16 protein-coding genes are annotated in these 17,685 nt (G+C 41.2%); 7 read left to right on the top strand and 9 right to left on the bottom strand.

Annotated elements, in window-relative coordinates; genetic code table 11:
- Positions 1–306 precede the first annotated feature (306 nt).
- Complete coding sequence (locus P2W71_RS10565) at positions 307–894, top strand: riboflavin synthase (protein WP_276370606.1); 588 nt, start codon at positions 307–309, stop codon at positions 892–894.
- A gap of 9 nt (positions 895–903) precedes the next feature.
- Here the strand turns inward: P2W71_RS10565 and P2W71_RS10570 are convergent, their stop codons facing one another.
- Together P2W71_RS10570 and P2W71_RS10575 are read right to left on the bottom strand one after the other, a co-directional pair.
- Positions 904–1,491, bottom strand: coding sequence for a phosphatase PAP2 family protein (locus P2W71_RS10570; protein WP_276370608.1), 588 nt, complete (start codon positions 1,489–1,491; stop codon positions 904–906).
- On the bottom strand, positions 1,466–3,466 hold the full coding sequence (locus tag P2W71_RS10575) for an ATP-binding protein (protein ID WP_276370610.1): 2,001 nt from the start codon (positions 3,464–3,466) through the stop codon (positions 1,466–1,468). The genes P2W71_RS10570 and P2W71_RS10575 overlap by 26 nt, the downstream gene beginning before the upstream one ends.
- Before the next feature lie 409 nt (positions 3,467–3,875).
- Here P2W71_RS10575 and P2W71_RS10580 point away from each other — a divergent pair, with 409 nt between their 5' ends.
- The 6 genes from P2W71_RS10580 to P2W71_RS10605 all read left to right on the top strand — a co-directional run bounded on the left by P2W71_RS10580 (position 3,876) and on the right by P2W71_RS10605 (position 11,190).
- Positions 3,876–5,360: an NAD(P)/FAD-dependent oxidoreductase gene (locus P2W71_RS10580; RefSeq protein WP_276370612.1), complete on the top strand. Its 1,485-nt coding sequence runs from the start codon at positions 3,876–3,878 to the stop codon at positions 5,358–5,360.
- A 67-nt stretch (positions 5,361–5,427) separates the two neighbouring features.
- Positions 5,428–6,393, top strand: a complete 966-nt coding sequence (locus tag P2W71_RS10585; RefSeq protein ID WP_276370614.1) for a nucleoside hydrolase — start codon at positions 5,428–5,430, stop codon at positions 6,391–6,393.
- Positions 6,394–6,490: 97 nt separating this feature from the next.
- Complete coding sequence (locus tag P2W71_RS10590; protein WP_276370616.1) at positions 6,491–7,072, top strand: TIGR00730 family Rossman fold protein; 582 nt, start codon at positions 6,491–6,493, stop codon at positions 7,070–7,072.
- A 127-nt stretch (positions 7,073–7,199) separates the two neighbouring features.
- Positions 7,200–7,730, top strand: coding sequence for a DUF4142 domain-containing protein (locus P2W71_RS10595; RefSeq protein WP_276370618.1), 531 nt, complete (start codon positions 7,200–7,202; stop codon positions 7,728–7,730).
- A gap of 1 nt (position 7,731) precedes the next feature.
- Positions 7,732–8,148: a plastocyanin/azurin family copper-binding protein gene (locus P2W71_RS10600; protein ID WP_276370621.1), complete on the top strand. Its 417-nt coding sequence runs from the start codon at positions 7,732–7,734 to the stop codon at positions 8,146–8,148.
- A 129-nt stretch (positions 8,149–8,277) separates the two neighbouring features.
- Positions 8,278–11,190 (top strand): FAD-binding and (Fe-S)-binding domain-containing protein, encoded by a 2,913-nt coding sequence (locus P2W71_RS10605; RefSeq protein WP_276370623.1) that lies wholly within the window; start codon positions 8,278–8,280, stop codon positions 11,188–11,190.
- A gap of 4 nt (positions 11,191–11,194) precedes the next feature.
- Here P2W71_RS10605 and hisIE read toward each other — a convergent pair whose 3' ends face one another.
- The 7 genes from hisIE to hisD all read right to left on the bottom strand — a co-directional run bounded on the left by hisIE (position 11,195) and on the right by hisD (position 17,654).
- Complete coding sequence (hisIE, locus tag P2W71_RS10610) at positions 11,195–11,794, bottom strand: bifunctional phosphoribosyl-AMP cyclohydrolase/phosphoribosyl-ATP diphosphatase HisIE (protein WP_276370625.1); 600 nt, start codon at positions 11,792–11,794, stop codon at positions 11,195–11,197.
- Between the two features lie 104 nt (positions 11,795–11,898).
- Positions 11,899–12,654 carry an imidazole glycerol phosphate synthase subunit HisF gene (gene hisF / locus P2W71_RS10615; protein ID WP_276370628.1) on the bottom strand — a complete coding sequence of 252 codons (756 nt, stop codon included), beginning with the start codon at positions 12,652–12,654 and terminating at the stop codon, positions 11,899–11,901.
- A gap of 2 nt (positions 12,655–12,656) precedes the next feature.
- Positions 12,657–13,370, bottom strand: coding sequence for a 1-(5-phosphoribosyl)-5-[(5-phosphoribosylamino)methylideneamino]imidazole-4-carboxamide isomerase (gene hisA, locus P2W71_RS10620; RefSeq protein WP_276370631.1), 714 nt, complete (start codon positions 13,368–13,370; stop codon positions 12,657–12,659).
- A 78-nt stretch (positions 13,371–13,448) separates the two neighbouring features.
- Positions 13,449–14,033, bottom strand: coding sequence for an imidazole glycerol phosphate synthase subunit HisH (hisH, locus tag P2W71_RS10625; RefSeq protein WP_276370633.1), 585 nt, complete (start codon positions 14,031–14,033; stop codon positions 13,449–13,451).
- A 138-nt stretch (positions 14,034–14,171) separates the two neighbouring features.
- Positions 14,172–15,287: a bifunctional histidinol-phosphatase/imidazoleglycerol-phosphate dehydratase HisB gene (hisB, locus tag P2W71_RS10630; RefSeq protein ID WP_276370635.1), complete on the bottom strand. Its 1,116-nt coding sequence runs from the start codon at positions 15,285–15,287 to the stop codon at positions 14,172–14,174.
- Positions 15,284–16,357, bottom strand: coding sequence for a histidinol-phosphate transaminase (gene hisC / locus P2W71_RS10635; protein ID WP_276370637.1), 1,074 nt, complete (start codon positions 16,355–16,357; stop codon positions 15,284–15,286). The genes hisB and hisC overlap by 4 nt, the downstream gene beginning before the upstream one ends.
- A gap of 7 nt (positions 16,358–16,364) precedes the next feature.
- On the bottom strand, positions 16,365–17,654 hold the full coding sequence (hisD, locus tag P2W71_RS10640; protein ID WP_276370639.1) for a histidinol dehydrogenase: 1,290 nt from the start codon (positions 17,652–17,654) through the stop codon (positions 16,365–16,367).
- Positions 17,655–17,685: the final 31 nt, after the last annotated feature.

The raw sequence follows: 17,685 nt of genomic DNA on the forward strand, positions 1-17,685 counted from the left end.
CAATGGTCATACCCAAGATTCAGCTAAATTCGTTTTAATATATCAATTTCGCGAATTTCTGATTCAATTTTGTGGTGCTTACATGCATCTAACTTGGTGGTTCAACGTCAGTTTCACTCATGTTAAAATCATAGTATAGCCAATGCGTGATACATTTTTTATGCGATCTTCTGTAGTGGGAAACTTTTTAACACTCTTCAAATCAGATGATATTTCAAATCATGAGTACACTTACATAAAGGAAGTCTTTATTGGTGCAATTTAAATTGTTGTGTTACTTGCGTCGTTGAATATTAGTACGCACATATGTTTACAGGAATTATTGAAACAGTAGGGCGTGTTGCCGGGTTGGAAAAGCAAGGCGGTAATACCATGTTCAAAATCGAGAGCGCAATAAGCAATGAATTGAAGGTGGATCAAAGTGTATCTCACAATGGTGCATGCTTAACGGTTGTTCAAACCCAGGGGGACTTTCATTGGGTTGTGGCTGTTGACGAAACCATTCAGAAAACGAATTTAGGTGCGTTGCACGAAGGTGATATTGTAAACCTGGAAAGATGTATGCTAAACAATGGAAGATTTGATGGCCATATTGTCCAGGGTCACATAGATCAAACGGCAATCGTAACATCCATCAAGGATATGGAAGGAAGCTGGCTTTATACCTTTCAATATGACGAAGGGGTAGGGAATGTCACAGTAGAGAAAGGTTCTATTGCCGTGAACGGCGTAAGTCTTACCTGCTTTAATTCAAAACCCGCTGAATTTACGGTGGCAATAATTCCATATACCCATCAGCATACCAACTTTAATCAACTTGGAATGGGCAGCGTTGTTAACCTGGAGTTCGACATAATTGGCAAATATGTCAAAAGATTGCTTAGCGTTAAATAACGCTGTTTACTACCCTGTCGATATTGCCCTCCGTTTCTCATTCCAGCTTTTTATCCACCCGGTAGATTTAAATCCAATCCAACCACTAAGCATCCCAATAAGACCCCCGACTAAAATATCCCCTGGATAATGAACGCCGAGGTAGATTCTCGTGTAAGTCATGAATGCAGCCCAAACGAATAGCCAAATAATCCATGGCCTTTTACTACCAAAGACGAGGAAGAAAAACGTGGCGACCCCAAATGTATTCGCGGCATGACTGGAGGCGAATCCAAACTGACCACCTGTGTAGCCCTCTACCAGATGGACTAACCCTTCCAGGGTTGGTTCTCTCGACGGTCGTAATCTGGCAAAATAAGGCTTCATGATACTTGCAGTGACTTGGTCTGCCAGGAGGATTGTAATGCCGATGCCGACAAGAATAATCCAGCTTTCTTTTTTGTAGTCTTTAAAGACGATGTACAATAAAAAAATGAAGAGAGGAAGCCAGGCAATTGTTTCGGTCAATAGAAGCATGACGGGGTCGAGCCACGGTGTATGATAGCCGTTTAAAAGCCGTAAAGCGGCTTTGTCATACTCTATCAACTGATCGATCATGATTTTGATATAAAGTTGTCCCTTGATTCTCCTTACGCAGCCATTCTACGGTTTCCTGAACAGTTCGGAAGGATTTATAACGAATACCAAATTTATTGATATTCAGTTCAATTGACTCCAGGTATTCCTGTACTTCCAGATCTCTTTCAAGTGGTTGAATCAATACGATACGTTTTAGTCCGTTTTTGGCGGCCTCTGGCAGGATCGTGGTGAGCATCCAGAGTTGGTCTTCCTTGGCGACGTGACCCTGATCAGTCAGATCTGAAATCCAAGTAGGGGTATTGTACGCGGTTAAGAATTCAAGGGCCTTAGAAAAAACCTGACGGTATTGCTCACTGGAAACCGGTCCCCGCCACGTCACCCCAGTGGAATTCATCGTTGCATCGAAAACGATCTTAGCATAAGGCTCATCCAACAACAATTGCATCTGCAAATTGTCGGGTTTTGGTAAATGCAACGTAAACTTTGTGAATTTATTGAGTTCGCTTTCTACGAAGACGGTGCCACCCAATGCTTCACACTGCAGCTTTACCAGGTAAAGACCCAAGCCTCTTCCTTCTACGTGCCTGTGAAAACGGTGATAAAGTTTAAATACATTGTCGCGGTGGGTGTTGAGATCGATACCCAGCCCATTATCTTTTACCGTAAGCACAAATTGGTCGGCAAGTTCTTCCGATGAAATTTCAATGACAGGGGGCTGATCCAACGAGCGATATTTGATGCTATTGCTGATCAGGTTATACAGAATGCTATGAATCATCGGCTTAACCGAATAGATTACTTCGCACTTGCTGAAATCATTTCTAAAAGCCACATGGTGTGAATAAATCTCGTGTTCCAGAATGTCATGAATAGATTTGAATTCATCGTACAAAGAAATTTTCTGCCTGATTTGGAAGATATCCTGGCGTATATCAATGATCTTGATGAGGTCCTTTATAATGTAGTCAAGCTGTTCTGTCGATGACTGGATGTGTTTAAAGATCTCCACGTTTTCCGCGACAATGCTTTTTGGGTCAATCAAGGCGAGTAACCCTAACAAACTGGCCACAGGGCCCCGTAAATTATGAGAAACTGAAAATGAAAACTGCCTTAATTCATTATTATGCTTTATAAGTTCAGTGTTGGTTTCTGTTAGGACCTTATTGGCTTCAATTAATTCTGATTGTAACGATTGATTTTTTTGAAGGAGAAGTCTCCGCTGTCCCTCAATAATTTGATTAGCATCCCATAGTCTGTCCTGATTGGTTTGCAAGACATGACTTTGCTCTAAAATTTCAGCGTTCTTTAACTGAATTTCAGCATTTTTCAAAAGCAGCGTTTCATTCGCAGTATTGAGTTGTTTGATAAGTTCAATGTTTTTTCCCTCCGTATTTTCTGAAAGCCTTTTCAGAAAGATGATATGCGCCATCAACGCCCAATAGACGACGAAAATAACAACATTGGCAAAGTAGTAGTTGGTCGCTTTCAAATTTCCTTGGTGATAGGGGACACCAAATGCATTGTGCAGTGGATCATACGCCATGAGTAGCAGTAGCCCAATAAGCGAACAGGTCACCAGGAATTTCTTCTCGTTTAATGAAAAAAGGACCCAGGGAATTACACAACTGGATAAGATGATGAACCTGAAAGTGAAATAATCAAGTGCCTGCTGAAATTCGGGATAAATTGTTTTAGCATAGACTGAGAGAAACGTGCCGAAAATGGGGATAATGAGGCTGATCCAAATCCGCGCTGAATCATTAAAACCCTTCAAGTTGAGTGGTATCACCAGCAGACAAAGCATTCCGGCAGCAGGAATGGCAAATGTGATCAAATTCCAACCATACCACAGATAATACATACTAAACAGAAACAGGCTGATGGCTAGCAGCACGAGACCGATGGCATTGGATAGAATGATGCCGCGTTTTTCTGCGGAAGATTTCGAATAAATAGTGCCGCAGTGAATAATTGAATGAAAAAACTTTGTCAAAGGGCCATTCTCCATTATTCCAGTGTCAAAGTTATTGAATTACGCATGATCAAATTTTAACCGTATCGGGATTAGACTTTAATCAATCGGTGTCCATGCCGATAAAGAAAAGTTTACTCGTAAAATATCAAACATAACGTATGATTGGCAAAAATCTAGTAAAGTTTCGATGATTGTCTGAATCAAGGGCTTGTACGGCTTTTGGTAATCATTGTTACAATAGTGGCTTCGAAAACCTCTGTCGCCAAATTATTATGGAGATGAATGTAGTTCATGGCTAAATTCCGGTACACTCATGTACATGAACTGATAGGATGTATTCGGTTGTCTTGTGCTGCTTGAAACCTTCAAACGAAAACCCAAAACTTACTTTTATATTGTAATTTACTTACGCCGACCTTAAACCTGTATGGAGAAATTTGACCTTGTTGTAATCGGAGCGGGACCTTCTGGATATGCTGCTGCGATGCGTTCCCTTGATTTCAAGAAAAAAACATTGCTCATTGAAAAAGACAAAGTCGGTGGAGCCGGGGTAACGAACGGCGCACTGTCTTCCAAAACGTGGTGGGAGTTGTCGCGGGAAACTGCATCGTTTCGAAAAAACTTAAAACGATTTAACATCGAGGTACCGAGCATTAATTACAAAGAGATGCAGTTGGCAGTGCTGACCGCCATACAGGAAAGAAAAGACATGTTAGAAGAACACATGCAGCTAATGAAGGATTCTCATTTCAATAACCTGCTATCGTTCAAAAAAGGTAAAGCGCGGCTACTGAACCAAAATGAAATCGAAATTGAGCCGGATGAAGGGCTAAAAGAAATAATATGGGCTGACAACATTATACTGGCAACCGGCAGCCATCCTCGACATCTCCCCGATTTGCCAATCGATGAAAAAATTGTCATGACCAGTGATGGCATTGAACGCATGGAGGATTTTCCGGAAAGCATGGTGATTGTTGGAGCGGGAGTAATCGGTTGTGAATATGCGACGATTTTTTCGGGCTTTGGAAAAACAAAAGTTTCACTGATAGATAAAGGTTCCAGAATTCTTCCATTCGAAGATGAAGATGTGGTTCGTGTTATTGAACGCAACATGGAAAACAGTGGTATTCTTATCCATCGTAACTCCCATCTGATACGCATGGAAATAAAAAATGGGAGAGTAGAATATGAGCTGCAATACAATGATGGAGCAAAGGCAACTTTCAATGTAGCCAAAGCATTGATCGCTATCGGCCGGACGCCTAATTTAGAGGGTTTGTGGAACAGCGACATCCCTATCCATATTTCGAAACGTGGGATCGAAGACAATGATACGCAAACAAATATTTCCAATATCTATGCCGTTGGCGATATCACTGCCGACATATCATTGGTAAATGTGGGGGAACTCGAGGGACGCTACGCCGTTGAAAAAATTTTCGGTCAGCCAAAGAAAAAGCTTGTTTATGAAAACATCAGCACCATCATGTTTCTTAATCCTGAAGTTGCTGGTGTTGGCCTAAATGAAACGCAGGCGAGGGAGAAGGGATCGGATTACAAAGTCGTCACGCTCGATTACAGTTGTATACCAAGAGCAATTGCCAAAAGGAATACGCAGGGCTTTATTAAATTGATGGTGACCAATTCTGAACCGATGAAAATTCTCGGCGTTAGAATTATCGGCAATCAGGCATCAAGTGCGATACAGGCTATCGCATTATTGATTTTTATGGATAAAGGGATTGAAGAATTGTCGGAGTGTGTTCATCCGCATCCATCTATCACTGAAGGTGTTCAGGAATGTGTAAGGATGTTATTGGGAAAATCCATGTTCAAACCCGATGCCTTAAAAGGGAAACTTTCCTGTCGTTGCAATATTAAAGGTGTGTATTCAGATTTAAGGTTTTGATGTAGTATTATCTTCTCAAGAGTTCATAAAAACATAGGACATAAGGACAAAGACCTGATTAATTCACATGGATAGAAGAAAAATAATTATTGACACCGACCCTGGTGTCGACGATGGCATGGCAATTCAGCTTGCATTGAATAGCAAGGAATTTGAAATACTTGGTCTTACCACGGTCTTTGGAAATGTTGATGTGGAACTGGCTACCATTAATACCTTGCGATTGTTACATATCGCTAACCGAAATATCCCGGTTGCCATAGGCGCAGCAAACCCATTGAAAGGGACATTTACATATGGTGTACCCTTTGTGCATGGCGATGATGGCCAAGGAAATACATGGGTACCAAAAAGTCCACTGAAACCTATTGAGCTTTCCGCTGCTGAATTTATTGTCCAGCAAATACTAGCCCATCCGGGGCAAGTGACGCTTATTGCGATCGGGCCGTTAACCAATTTGGTATTAGCGCTTGAGTTAAATCCGACTATCGCAGATGTTGTAAAAGAGATAATCTTGATGGGAGGAAACGCGTTTTGCGCAGGTAATGCAACACCTGCCGCGGAGGCTAATGTTTTATCCGACCCAGAGGCTGCAGATATTGTCCTTGGTGCGAATTGGCAGGTTACAATGGTTGGTTTAGACGTTACACACAAAGTGTTCATGCATAATTCTGTCCTTGAAAAGATCGCAGAAAATAGAACGCCGCTTAATGCATACGTTGCGTCAACGTTTCCGTTTTACAGAGACTTTTTTGTAAAGGCAAATAAAATTGAAGGTACCTACGTTCATGATTCAAGCGCCATAGTCTATTGCCTCAAGCCTGATCTCTTTGAAACGGTACAATGTCCTGTCAGGGTTGAGACCACCGCATGCATAAGCAAAGGAAAGACATGGCCTTCACTAGGAGATTCCGATCATGAAGAAGGTGACGCACTAGTGCCCTGGAAGAACCGGCCAAAAATAAACATTTGTGTTGCCGTTAATTCAAGTGAGGTAATTGATTTTATTACACAACGTTTGATTCAAAGCTAATTTTTGGAAACAAAGTATATCGGTGGTCCTGCGTATAAATTCCGTTAGAAAATTTTTTAGGATTGCTTAAGAAAATGACACAAGGTAATTCACACGTATGAAGCGAGTAACAATTTTCTGTGGTTCCAGCACAGGATCAGAAGGCGTTTTTATAGATCAAGCAAAAGTACTTGGTGAAAAACTAGCACAACAAAATATTCAAATTATATACGGAGGTGCTAAGGTCGGGCTCATGGGTGCCGTTGCCGATGCGGCGATAGCACATGGAGGACAAGTTATTGGTGTAATTCCAAACTTTTTGAGATCCAAAGAAATTGCGCATGAAGGACTGACAGAACTGCTAATTGTAGACAGCATGCATGAACGCAAAATGAAAATGCATGAACTTAGCGACGGTATTATTGCTTTGCCCGGAGGCTTTGGAACCCTGGAGGAACTTTTTGAGATGCTAACATGGGCACAGCTTGGCCTGCATAAAAAGCCCATTGGTTTACTCAATGTTAATGGCTTTTATGATTCTTTAAACCTGTTGCTTCAAAACATGGTCGCTAAAGGCTTTTTGAAGGCCATCAACTATAAGATGCTTTTGATTAGCGGAAACATTGATGATTTGCTTCAGCAAATGCAAAGGTACATTGCACCGATGGTGGGAAAATGGATTACAGAAGATAAGGTGTGATCTGTCTTTTTCAATCTTTTTTGATATAGCAATTATAAAATGGCGCCCACTATTTTTAACCCGTTTATTGTAACCAATCAGTAAACGCATAATCTAATTTCCATAAAACAACTAATTGGAAATTATTATGAAAAAAATCACAATGTTCACCGCCGCGCTGTGGCTATCGACCGGCTTGTTCGCGCCGGTATTGGGACAGGATAATCCGAAATTATCAGATGAAGAGGTGGCCCATGTTGCCGTTGTAGCGAATCAGATTGATATCGACTATGCGGAAATCGCCAAGCAAAAATCTAAAGACGCTGACATTCTGAAATTTGCAGAAACCATGGCGAACGACCATAAAGCCGTCATTAATCAAGCATCCGATCTTGTGAAAAAACTTGGTGTTACTCCAAAAGAAAATTCGGTTAGTAAGAAGTTATTGACTGATGCGGATCAAACAAAGAAGGCGCTTCAGGGAAAAACAGGTAAGTCCTTCAATAAAGCTTATATCGATAATGAGGTTGCATACCACAAGGCGGTTATCAATGCTGTAGAGGGATTATTGATTCCTGAAAGTGAGAATGGTGAGCTCAAAGCGCTGCTGCAAAATGTTGTTCCTGCTTTAAAAACACACCTTGCTCATGCAGAAATGGTTCAAAAGATGTACAAGTAATATGAAATGGATTATGAAGAATCTGATACTACAGATCTTCATAATCTTCTTCCTATATTCCTGTACACACACATCAAAGAATGACTCAGCCTCAAATGAGGAACCTTATGCCGTTGAAGAGGATATTCCCGCTCAGTTAAGTCCCCAAAAAGAGGAAACGGTTCATGTCGTTGAAATCCGCCAAATGCAATTTGTGCCTGACACCATCAAAGTTCATAAAGGTGATCGTATACTCTGGGTGAACAAAGACATTATGAATCATGATGTTACTGAAACATCAAAGAAAACTTGGAGCTCCGCACCATTAAAAACAGGTAGTTCATGGACGCTTGTTGTGACTGAAGGTGCAGATTACTATTGTAGCCTCCATCAGGTAATGAAAGGGAAAATCATTTTACAAAGTGATCAGAATGAGTGAGATTTCCTTTAAAACCATCATGTGTGCCAATAGATTAATTCAATCGTTAGTTTAAAGCCCTCCAAAAAAAAATATTGACAAACGCTGGCAACATTGACGAGTTAGGCACCTTTTAGTTAGTTTTGGCACATGAATTTTGGATCTTTAGAAAACGAGCTGGAAGGCGAGTTTTTCAGTGACGAAACCCACCGCAGACTATACGCAACCGATGCTTCGGCATACCGCGAAATTCCACAGGCAGTAGCAATTCCTAAATCAGAAAAGGACATAGAGCGGTTGATTCGTTTTGCAAACGGAAACGGCACTTCACTTATTCCCAGAACGGCGGGAACCTCGTTGGCAGGGCAGGTTGTGGGCGCTGGTATTGTGGTTGATGTATCCAAATATTTTAATAAAGTTATCGAAGTAAATCAAAAAGAAGGGTGGGCTGTTGTTCAGCCCGGCATTGTAAGAGACGACTTGAATCATTACCTCAAGCCACTTGGTTTTTTCTTCGCTCCTGAAACTTCAACTGCCAATCGCGCCATGATCGGCGGGATGATTGGTAATAATTCGTGCGGCTCAAATTCTGTTGTCTTTGGTAGCACGCGAGAGCATTTGATTGAAGTAAATGCATTTCTTTCGGATGGGTCCAGAGTAATTTTCGGTCCTGTAGATCAAGACACCTTTCAGCGTAAAGTAAAAGGCAACAGTTTGGAAGCAAAGGTGTATGCGCATGCCTTTGAGGTTCTGTCGGACAGTAAAAACGTAGCTGAAATCGAAAGGGAATTTCCAAAATTTTCCATCCCGCGAAGAAACACCGGATATGCCATAGACATGTTGGCAAGGATGCAACCCTTTAATGCGAAAGGTGAGCGTTTTAACTTTTGTAGCCTTATTGCAGGTTCGGAAGGAACACTTGCATTTGTTACTTCGGCAAAAATAAAATTGACTCCGTTAGAACCGCCGCATAAAAAGTTGGTTTGCATTCATTGCCGCAGTATAGATGAATCGTTGCGTGCTAACCTCGTTGCACTGCAATATAATCCTTCAGCAGTGGAGCTTATGGACCATTATATCTTTGAAGCTACTAAAAGAAATAGAGGGCAGGTTGAAAATCGATTCTTTGTTGAGGGTGATCCGCAAGCCATTCTGGTAGCGGAAATCACGAGGGCAACGGAAGAAAAGGCCGAGGAAGATGCGTTGGCATTGGTGACCGACCTGAAGTCCAAAGGTTTGGGATATTCTTACCCGATCGTGGGAGGTGACAGCATTAAAAAAGTTTGGAACCTTCGAAAGGCTGGATTAGGGTTACTCTCTAATGTTCCAGGTGATGAAAAACCAGTTCCGGTCATTGAAGACACTGCAGTGGATGTAAATGATTTACCGGACTTCATTGCCGATATCAATGCATTACTGAAAAAGCACGGCTTGTATAGCGTGCATTATGCGCATGCCGGCTCAGGTGAAATTCATTTGCGACCCATCCTTGACCTTAAGACTACAAAAGGTGTAAAGCTATTTCGTACCATGGCGGAGGAGACTGCTTCGCTTGTAAAGAAATATAATGGATCACTCTCCGGCGAACATGGTGATGGCAGATTGCGTGGAGAATTTATTCCTAAAATGATCGGTGTCCATAATTATGAACTTATCAAAGGATTAAAGAGAGCTTGGGATCCGAAAAATATATTTAATCCCGGAAAGATCGTCGATACGCCGCCGATGGATACCTATTTGCGATATGAAAAGGACCAGGGAACAAAAGAATTCGATACCATCCTTGATTTTTCGGAGACACATGGAATTTTACGGACTGCTGAACAGTGTAATGGTTCGGGCGACTGTCGGAAATCTGAAATAAGTGGAGGAACGATGTGCCCTAGCTATATGGCTACACGTAATGAGAAGGATACTACGCGCGCGCGAGCAAACATACTTCGTGAAATGATCACACGGTCTGACAAAGCAAACCCTTTTGCACACGAAGAAATAAAAGAGGTAATGGATCTCTGTCTAAGCTGCAAAGGATGCAAATCGGAATGTCCGTCTAACGTTGATTTGGGTAAGCTGAAACAAGAATGGCAGTACCAATATTACAAAGAGAAAGGAATCCCTTTTAGAACGCGACTAATCGGTAATTTTGCATTGGGTATGAAGCTCGCTTCACTAGTGCCGTGGGGATATCGTGCAATATTCGGAAACAATGTGACCGGTCCCCTTGCCAAATCTATTATTGGATTTGCGAAAAAAAGAAGCATGCCAGGTATTTCCAATATCACCTGGGAGAAATGGTTTAAACGTCACTTCCGGCCTACAGTAAAGAATCCAAAGAAAACTGTTTACATTTTCATTGATGAGTTGCTCAATTTCAACGAAGCGGAAATCGGGATACTAACCGTCAGACTTTTGGATAAACTCGGCTATGCAATAAAATTTGTTCCGCATGTCGAGTCAGGACGAAGTTTTCTTTCAAAGGGAATGCTGGAAGAAGCCCGGAAGTTAGCAAAGAAGAATGTGGCTTTGTACCAGGATATCATTTCTGCAGATAGCCCACTAGTTGGTGTAGAGCCTTCAGCCATTCTTACGTTTCGTGATGAATATCCGGACTTGTTACGGGGTGAGGAAAAAGTCAATGCAAAAAAAATAGCATTGCATACTTTTATGATTGAAGAGTTTCTGGCCAAAGAACTCGATGATAATAATATTGATTTGAAGTTGTTCCAGGAAAAGAAAGCACTGATTAAACTCCACGGGCATTGTCAGCAAAAAGCCCTTTCATCTTTAGTACCGGTTAAAAAAATTCTGACAAGGTTGGGAAATAACGAGGTTCATCTCATACCCTCCGGCTGCTGTGGAATGGCAGGATCTTTCGGTTATGAAAGAGAGCATTATGATTTGTCGATGAAAATTGGTGAACTCGTTCTTTTTCCTACGGTAAGAAAGCAACCTGAAAATGTAATAATCGCTGCAGCGGGAACCAGCTGCCGTCACCAGATCAAAGATGGAACAGGAAGAAAAGCACTTCATCCTGTTGAAATTCTCTGGAACATGTTGGCATAATAAGTTACTTATTATGTCGCTTTTTCAGAATTGCCAATACGTCGTGAAGAGAATGACCTTTCTGTGTCAGTAAAACAAGGTAATGATACATAAGATCGGCGGCCTCATTAAGAAATAATTCTTTATTGTCGTCTTTTGCTTCGATAACCAATTCAACAGCTTCTTCGCCAACTTTTTGTGCCACTTTATTAATTCCCGATTCAAAAAGACTTGTTGTGTAAGAGCCTTTAACCGGATTAATCTTTCTGTCTTTGATGATGCCTTCAAGCGAACTTAAGTCCCAGGTATTATTCTTTTCGTTGAAGCATGTGTCATTCCCTGTATGGCATACCGGACCGACTGGCTGAGCTTTTATTAATAAAGTATCCTGATCACAGTCAACCATTATTTCTGACACCATTAAAAAATTTCCAGACGTTTCACCTTTAGTCCAAAGGCGTTGTTTGGTTCGGCTAAAAAAAGTCACTTTCTTTTCACGGATAGTTTTGTTGTAAGCTTCCTCATTCATAAAGCCCAGCATCAATACCCGGTTCGTTACTACGTCCTGTACAATGCATGGAACAAGTCCATCGGATTTTGAAAAATTTATATTTATATCTGGCATGTTAATTCAATTTTAGTCCCCGTTCTTTATGGAATTACCGAAAGTTATCAAGTTACTTAAAAGAAAATGCGTCTGTTTATGTCATGACTGGATTATTGTGATTATCATAAACGTACATTGATGTTCCGCTCATGCAAGAACAATTTTAGATCGGGAATTTTTATTTCCCCGAAATGAAAAATACTAGCAGCCAAAGCGGCATCAGCTTTACCCAGGAGAAAAGCATCAATAAAATGCCCCATGTTTCCGGCGCCTCCAGATGCAACGATAGGGATAGTTAACAAACGATGAAGCTTTTCGAGCGGATCATTCGCAAAGCCATTTTTCGTTCCATCATGATCCATACTTGTAAAGAGAATTTCTCCAGCGCCTCTTTCTTGTCCCTCTTTTGCCCAGGTAAATAGTTTTTTGTCCGTTGGATTTCTTCCTCCATGCGTATGCACGGTCCATTGATTATCGATCTTCCGTGCGTCAATTGCCAACACAATGCACTGTGATCCGAATGACTTGGATAATTCGTCAATAAGCTTTGGATTTTTGACCGCTGAAGAATTGACGCTTACTTTATCTGCGCCTGCTTCTAAAAGCGGGGCGACATCGGCAACAGAACTTATTCCGCCGCCGACTGTGAATGGTATGTTGATATGCCGTGCAATCTCTTTTACCAAATGTGCGAGCGTTTTGCGTTGTTCATTTGTTGCGGAAATATCGAGAAACACAAGCTCATCAGCTCCTTGCTTTGCGTACGCTGCCCCCAGTTCAACAGGATCGCCAGCATCTCGAATGTTAATGAAATTTACGCCTTTTACGGTACGGCCATCTTTGATATCCAGGCAGGGAATTATTCTTTTGGTAAGCATTATTAAAAATTACGCAACTCTTTTAATTCGACTCTTCCTTCATATATAGCTTTTCCAACAATCACGCCGTCAACCCCTATTTGATTTAAATCATGCAAATCTTCCAGGCAACTGACGCCGCCGCTTGCAATAAGGTTTAGTTGTGGAAACGTCAGAAGTATTTTTGTATACAACTCTACATTCGGGCCTGTCAACATTCCATCGGTGCTGATGTCTGTGCAGGTAACATATTCTATACCCTTATGAATATAATCTCTGAGAAAATCTGTGATAAGTATTTCGGAATCTTCCACCCATCCGCTAATAGCGATCATTTCATTTTTTGCATCTGCACTTAAGATAATTTTTTCGTTTCCGAATTTCTCAATCCATTCAGATACCAGATTGGGATCCTTGACTGCTATACTTCCAAGATTTACTTGTTGTACACCATAACTAACAAGCTGCTTTATTTGATCTTCCGTTTTAATACCTCCACCAAAATCAACAATGAGAGAAGTTTGGGTGCAAATAGCCTCGACTACATTCCAGTTTACTACCGTACCTGCTTTTGCGCCATCCAAGTCTACAAGGTGAAGATATTTTAATCCTGCATCTTCAAACTGTTTAGCCATGTCAACAGGATTTTCGTTGTAGATTTTTTTTTGATTGTAATCGCCCTGGGTAAGGCGGACACATTTTCCATCAATGATATCTATGGCAGGAATGATTCTCATTTTCTAAAAATTTTCACTGAATGATAAGTTTTGGTCGAATGCTTTTAAAAACGATAAGTGGTCAATTCGCATTTCCGGTCATACTTTAAGAAAAGATTTTAATACCAATTCACCAGTCGCTGCGGATTTCTCAGGATGAAATTGAACTGCATAGAAGTTATTTTGATGCATGGCAGCACTAAATGGATTGATGTATTCTGTAATGGCGGAAGTATTTTCATTTACAGGAACATAGTAGCTGTGAACAAAATAAGCAAACTGCGATTCAATAGCAGGATCAAGCCAGCCGTTGGTGAGCGATAGATTATTCCAGCCCATGTGTGGGACTTTCATATCACTTTGCGGAATAAATTGTTTGACGGTTTCACCAAAAATCCCCAGACATGTTGTGTTATTTTCTTCGGAATATTTACACATCAACTGCATGCCTAGGCAAATTCCAAGAACAGGTTGTTTTAAGGACGTAATGAGCTGATCTAACTTTCGCGACCGCAAGTAATTCATGGTGGTACTTGCTTCACCTACACCTGGGAAAAGGACTTTGTCGGCTTTTTGAATATCCTCCGGGTTATCTGTTATATTGAAATCTATGCCGAGACGTTCAAGGGCAAATGAGACGGATTGGATATTACCGGCGTTATATTTAATAATGGCGAGCTTCATAGGTCAGTGTTATGAATTGCGACAAATTTTTATACTCTAAACATTCTCGTTCAAGATCTCGCTAAGGTTTGACGGTTCGCAATATACTTGGGCACTAATGTTTTTATAGAGTGATTCGGACTCCTTATCTCAGTCCTATTAAATTACTCCTTTTGTTGATGGTAACAAATTCCCTTCTTTCTTCACTGCCATTTTTATCGCTTTGGCAAAAGCCTTAAAGATGGCTTCTATCTTATGGTGTTCGTTAGTACCTTCCGCTTTGATATTTAAATTGCATTTCGCGGTATCCGAAAATGATTTAAAGAAATGGTAAAACATTTCGGTTGGCATTTCCCCAATCTTCTCACGTTTAAAATCTGCTTCCCAAACGAGCCAGGGACGCCCTCCGAAATCAATGGCGACTTGTGCAAGGCAATCATCCATAGGTAAGCAGAAGCCATAGCGCTCGATACCGCGTTTGTCTCCTAACGCTTTTAGAAAAGCCTCTCCCAAAGCCAGTGCGGTGTCTTCAATAGTATGATGTTCATCAATATGCAAGTCACCTTTCACTTGAATGTTAAGATCCAGGTTACCATGCCTTGAAAGTTGATCGAGCATGTGATCGAAGAAAGCAATTCCAGTGTTGATGCTCGACTTGCCTTGTCCATTAAGGTTGATGGCTATCTGTATATCGGTTTCTTTTGTCACGCGCACAACAGATGAGATACGGGCAGGATTGCAAAGTAACTGATAGATATCCCTCCAACTTGTGGTCATTAAAGCGCAATATTTACCAAGACCTTTTTCATCGACGTCTTTTCTCAGCGTGCCGTCATTAATAAGTATCGCCTTTGTTCCCAGATTTTTTGCAAGCTGCACATCTGTAACGCGGTCCCCAATGACGTATGAATTTTTTAAATCGTACTGCGCAGTTTGATAATGCGTGAGCATACCGATCCCGGGTTTACGAGTGTTTTTATTCTCACTCGGTAAGGAACGATCAATTAAGACTGCAGCAAAATTAATGCTTTCATTTTCCAGCGTCTTCATGAGTTTATTGTGGGCTGGCCAAAAAGTTTCTTCCGGAAAACTGGAGGTACCTAAGCCATCCTGGTTGCTCACCATGACCAATTCAAAATCCGTTTCTGACGCAATCTTACTCAGCCATGAAAAAACACCTGGGAAAAACTCAAGCTTTTCCAGACTATCAATCTGATTGTCTGATGGCTCGATGATCAGCGTACCATCACGGTCAATAAACAATACTTTCTTCATAAGTTTTTCAAGGCAGTGATAAGGTTTCTATTCTCCTGCGGCGTACCTACTGTTATGCGGATGCAATTTTTACACAGTGTTACTTTAGATCGGTCACGCACAATTATTTTTCTTTCCATTAAATATTGATAGGTCGCAGGAGCATCTTTAACACGAACAAGCAGAAAATTAGAATCTGATGGATATACTTCCTCTGTTATTGAAAGTGTCAGCAGTTCTTGAGCTAATTGTTTTCTTTGTTCAATGATTTCCCTAACAGCATTTTCTTTCACGTTGACATTGTCCAACGCTTTCAAAACAATCTCCTGCGTTTGAATATTTACGTTATATGGATATTTGATTTTATTCAAGACCCCGATGATCTCTTTGGCTCCGAACGCCATCCCTAGTCGCAATCCCGCCAAACCCCATGCTTTGGAAAACGTTTGGAGCACGATCAAATTAGGATAAGAATTTATTAGTTCGGTGAAACTAGCAGACGATGTGAAATCAATATAGGCTTCGTCTATCACTACAATGCCAGGAAACTGATCTAACACTCGCAAAATCTTTTCACGGCTTAATAAATTTCCAGTGGGATTATTAGGACTACATAAAAAGATAACCTTAGTTTCGTTTGTTACCGCATCTAAAAGCGATTCAACATCTAAGTCAAAATTAGATGTTAAAGGTACTTTTATTAGCGGTGCAGCATTTAACGCTGCACAAACAGCATACATGCCGTACGTTGGGTCTGTAATTATGATGGAATCTTTGTAAGGCTCGCAAAATGCGCGGATAACCAGATCAATGCCTTCATCGCTGCCATTGCCTAAAAAAATCTGTTCGGGCTGGACATGTTTTAATAGTGACAGCTTCTCTTTTATTCGCCACTGCAAAGGATCAGGATATCTGTTGTAACCAGTAGGATATGGATTTTCGTTGGCATCTAAAAAGATTTCAGCTTCACCTTTGAACTCATCGCGTGCTGATGAATAAGGCTTCATCTGCACGATGTTTTTTCGTACCAGTTTCAAAACATCTTCAACACGGAGTTTATTGCGCATGATCGGTGCTTTCTTTACTGTCATTTTGAGTTTACTTATTTCTTAAACTTTCCAGTCTAACGCTAACAGCCATCTTATGCCCCATGAGCTGTTCAGCTTCAGCCATTTGTTCTACGATTGGGCCAAGCGCCATAATGCCTTGCTGGGTTAGCTGTTGATAGGTGATATACTTGGTGAAACTCTCTAATGCCACACCTGCAAAAGCTTTGGCGTAACCATTGGTTGGTAGGGTGTGGTTGGTTCCTGACGCGTAATCACCAATAGCTTCCGGGGAATAGTTGCCCAAAAAAACAGAACCTGCATTTGTAATCTCGGACACTATTTCGTCGATATTTTCAGTATTGATGATTAAGTGCTCAGGCGCATATTCGTTCACAAAGGCAATGGCTTCTTTTTTATTCTCAAATAAAATGACGCGACTATTTACTAAAGAACGTTCTGCAATTGCCTTACGAGGAAGATTAGCAATTTGCTTTTCTATTTCTTTTCGTATCGGCGCAATAAGTGATTCTTTGTCGACAACCAATATTACCTGGCTATCTTCTCCATGTTCCGCCTGAGACAACAGATCGGCAGCGACAAAAGCGGGGTTTGACGAATCATCAGCCATTACAAGTACTTCTGACGGACCTGCTGGCATATCAATGGCAACGCCGTCTTCCATTACGAGTTGCTTAGCTTTAGTTACGTATTGATTTCCGGGACCAAAGATCTTGTAAACTTTCGGAATACTTTCGGTTCCATAGGCCATAGCGCCAATGGCCTGCGCACCACCAACCTTAAAGATCTTAGTTACACCGACAAGTTGTGCCGCAAACAAAATGGCCGAATTAATTTTTCCTAACGCATCTGGCGGCGTACATAAAACGACTTCCTTACAACCTGCCAGCCTAGCCGGAATACCAAGCATCAGCACGGTTGAAAAAAGTGGGGCAGAACCTCCCGGTATATAAATACCAACTTTGTCAATAGCGACAGATTTCCTCCAGCACAGTACCCCTGGCGTTGTCTCCACGGGTACAGAATCTCTTTGTTGGGCTGCATGAAATTTTTCAATATTTGATGCCGCTGTTTTAATGGATTTTTGTAACTCCTGTGAAGTTAATTTTATGGCCTCTTGTATTTCGTCGTCTGTAACACGGAGGTTTTCAATAATAACCTTGTCAAACTGTAACGTCAATTCTCTCAATGCGCTATCGCCGGATTTCTTAACACGATTCAAAACATTTCTTACAGCGCTATCCAAAAATTCCAACTCCAGTTGAGGACGTTGTGAAAGTTCCGGCCATGTTTCTTTAGGAGGATTGTTGAATATTTTCATGTAGGGAAGAGTTGAAGTTCGAAGCGTTGTT

Origin of the sequence: Chryseolinea sp. H1M3-3 (assembly GCF_029360725.1) — a bacterium.
Classification (GTDB): domain Bacteria; phylum Bacteroidota; class Bacteroidia; order Cytophagales; family Cyclobacteriaceae; genus Chryseolinea.

Excerpts from the sequence above, each read along its gene's own strand:
- P2W71_RS10570 (WP_276370608.1), bottom strand. The coding sequence starts at position 1,491 with ATGATCGATCAGTTGATAGAGTATGACAAAGCCGCTTTACGGCTTTTA.
- hisF (WP_276370628.1), bottom strand. The coding sequence starts at position 12,654 with ATGCTTACCAAAAGAATAATTCCCTGCCTGGATATCAAAGATGGCCGT.
- hisD (WP_276370639.1), bottom strand. The coding sequence starts at position 17,654 with ATGAAAATATTCAACAATCCTCCTAAAGAAACATGGCCGGAACTTTCA.
- P2W71_RS10595 (WP_276370618.1), top strand. The coding sequence starts at position 7,200 with ATGAAAAAAATCACAATGTTCACCGCCGCGCTGTGGCTATCGACCGGC.
- P2W71_RS10600 (WP_276370621.1), top strand. The coding sequence starts at position 7,732 with ATGAAATGGATTATGAAGAATCTGATACTACAGATCTTCATAATCTTC.
- P2W71_RS10590 (WP_276370616.1), top strand. The coding sequence starts at position 6,491 with ATGAAGCGAGTAACAATTTTCTGTGGTTCCAGCACAGGATCAGAAGGC.
- P2W71_RS10585 (WP_276370614.1), top strand. The coding sequence starts at position 5,428 with ATGGATAGAAGAAAAATAATTATTGACACCGACCCTGGTGTCGACGAT.
- hisC (WP_276370637.1), bottom strand. The coding sequence starts at position 16,357 with ATGACAGTAAAGAAAGCACCGATCATGCGCAATAAACTCCGTGTTGAA.
- P2W71_RS10580 (WP_276370612.1), top strand. The coding sequence starts at position 3,876 with ATGGAGAAATTTGACCTTGTTGTAATCGGAGCGGGACCTTCTGGATAT.
- P2W71_RS10605 (WP_276370623.1), top strand. The coding sequence starts at position 8,278 with ATGAATTTTGGATCTTTAGAAAACGAGCTGGAAGGCGAGTTTTTCAGT.
- P2W71_RS10565 (WP_276370606.1), top strand. The coding sequence starts at position 307 with ATGTTTACAGGAATTATTGAAACAGTAGGGCGTGTTGCCGGGTTGGAA.
- hisH (WP_276370633.1), bottom strand. The coding sequence starts at position 14,033 with ATGAAGCTCGCCATTATTAAATATAACGCCGGTAATATCCAATCCGTC.
- hisA (WP_276370631.1), bottom strand. The coding sequence starts at position 13,370 with ATGAGAATCATTCCTGCCATAGATATCATTGATGGAAAATGTGTCCGC.
- hisB (WP_276370635.1), bottom strand. The coding sequence starts at position 15,287 with ATGAAGAAAGTATTGTTTATTGACCGTGATGGTACGCTGATCATCGAG.
- hisIE (WP_276370625.1), bottom strand. The coding sequence starts at position 11,794 with ATGCCAGATATAAATATAAATTTTTCAAAATCCGATGGACTTGTTCCA.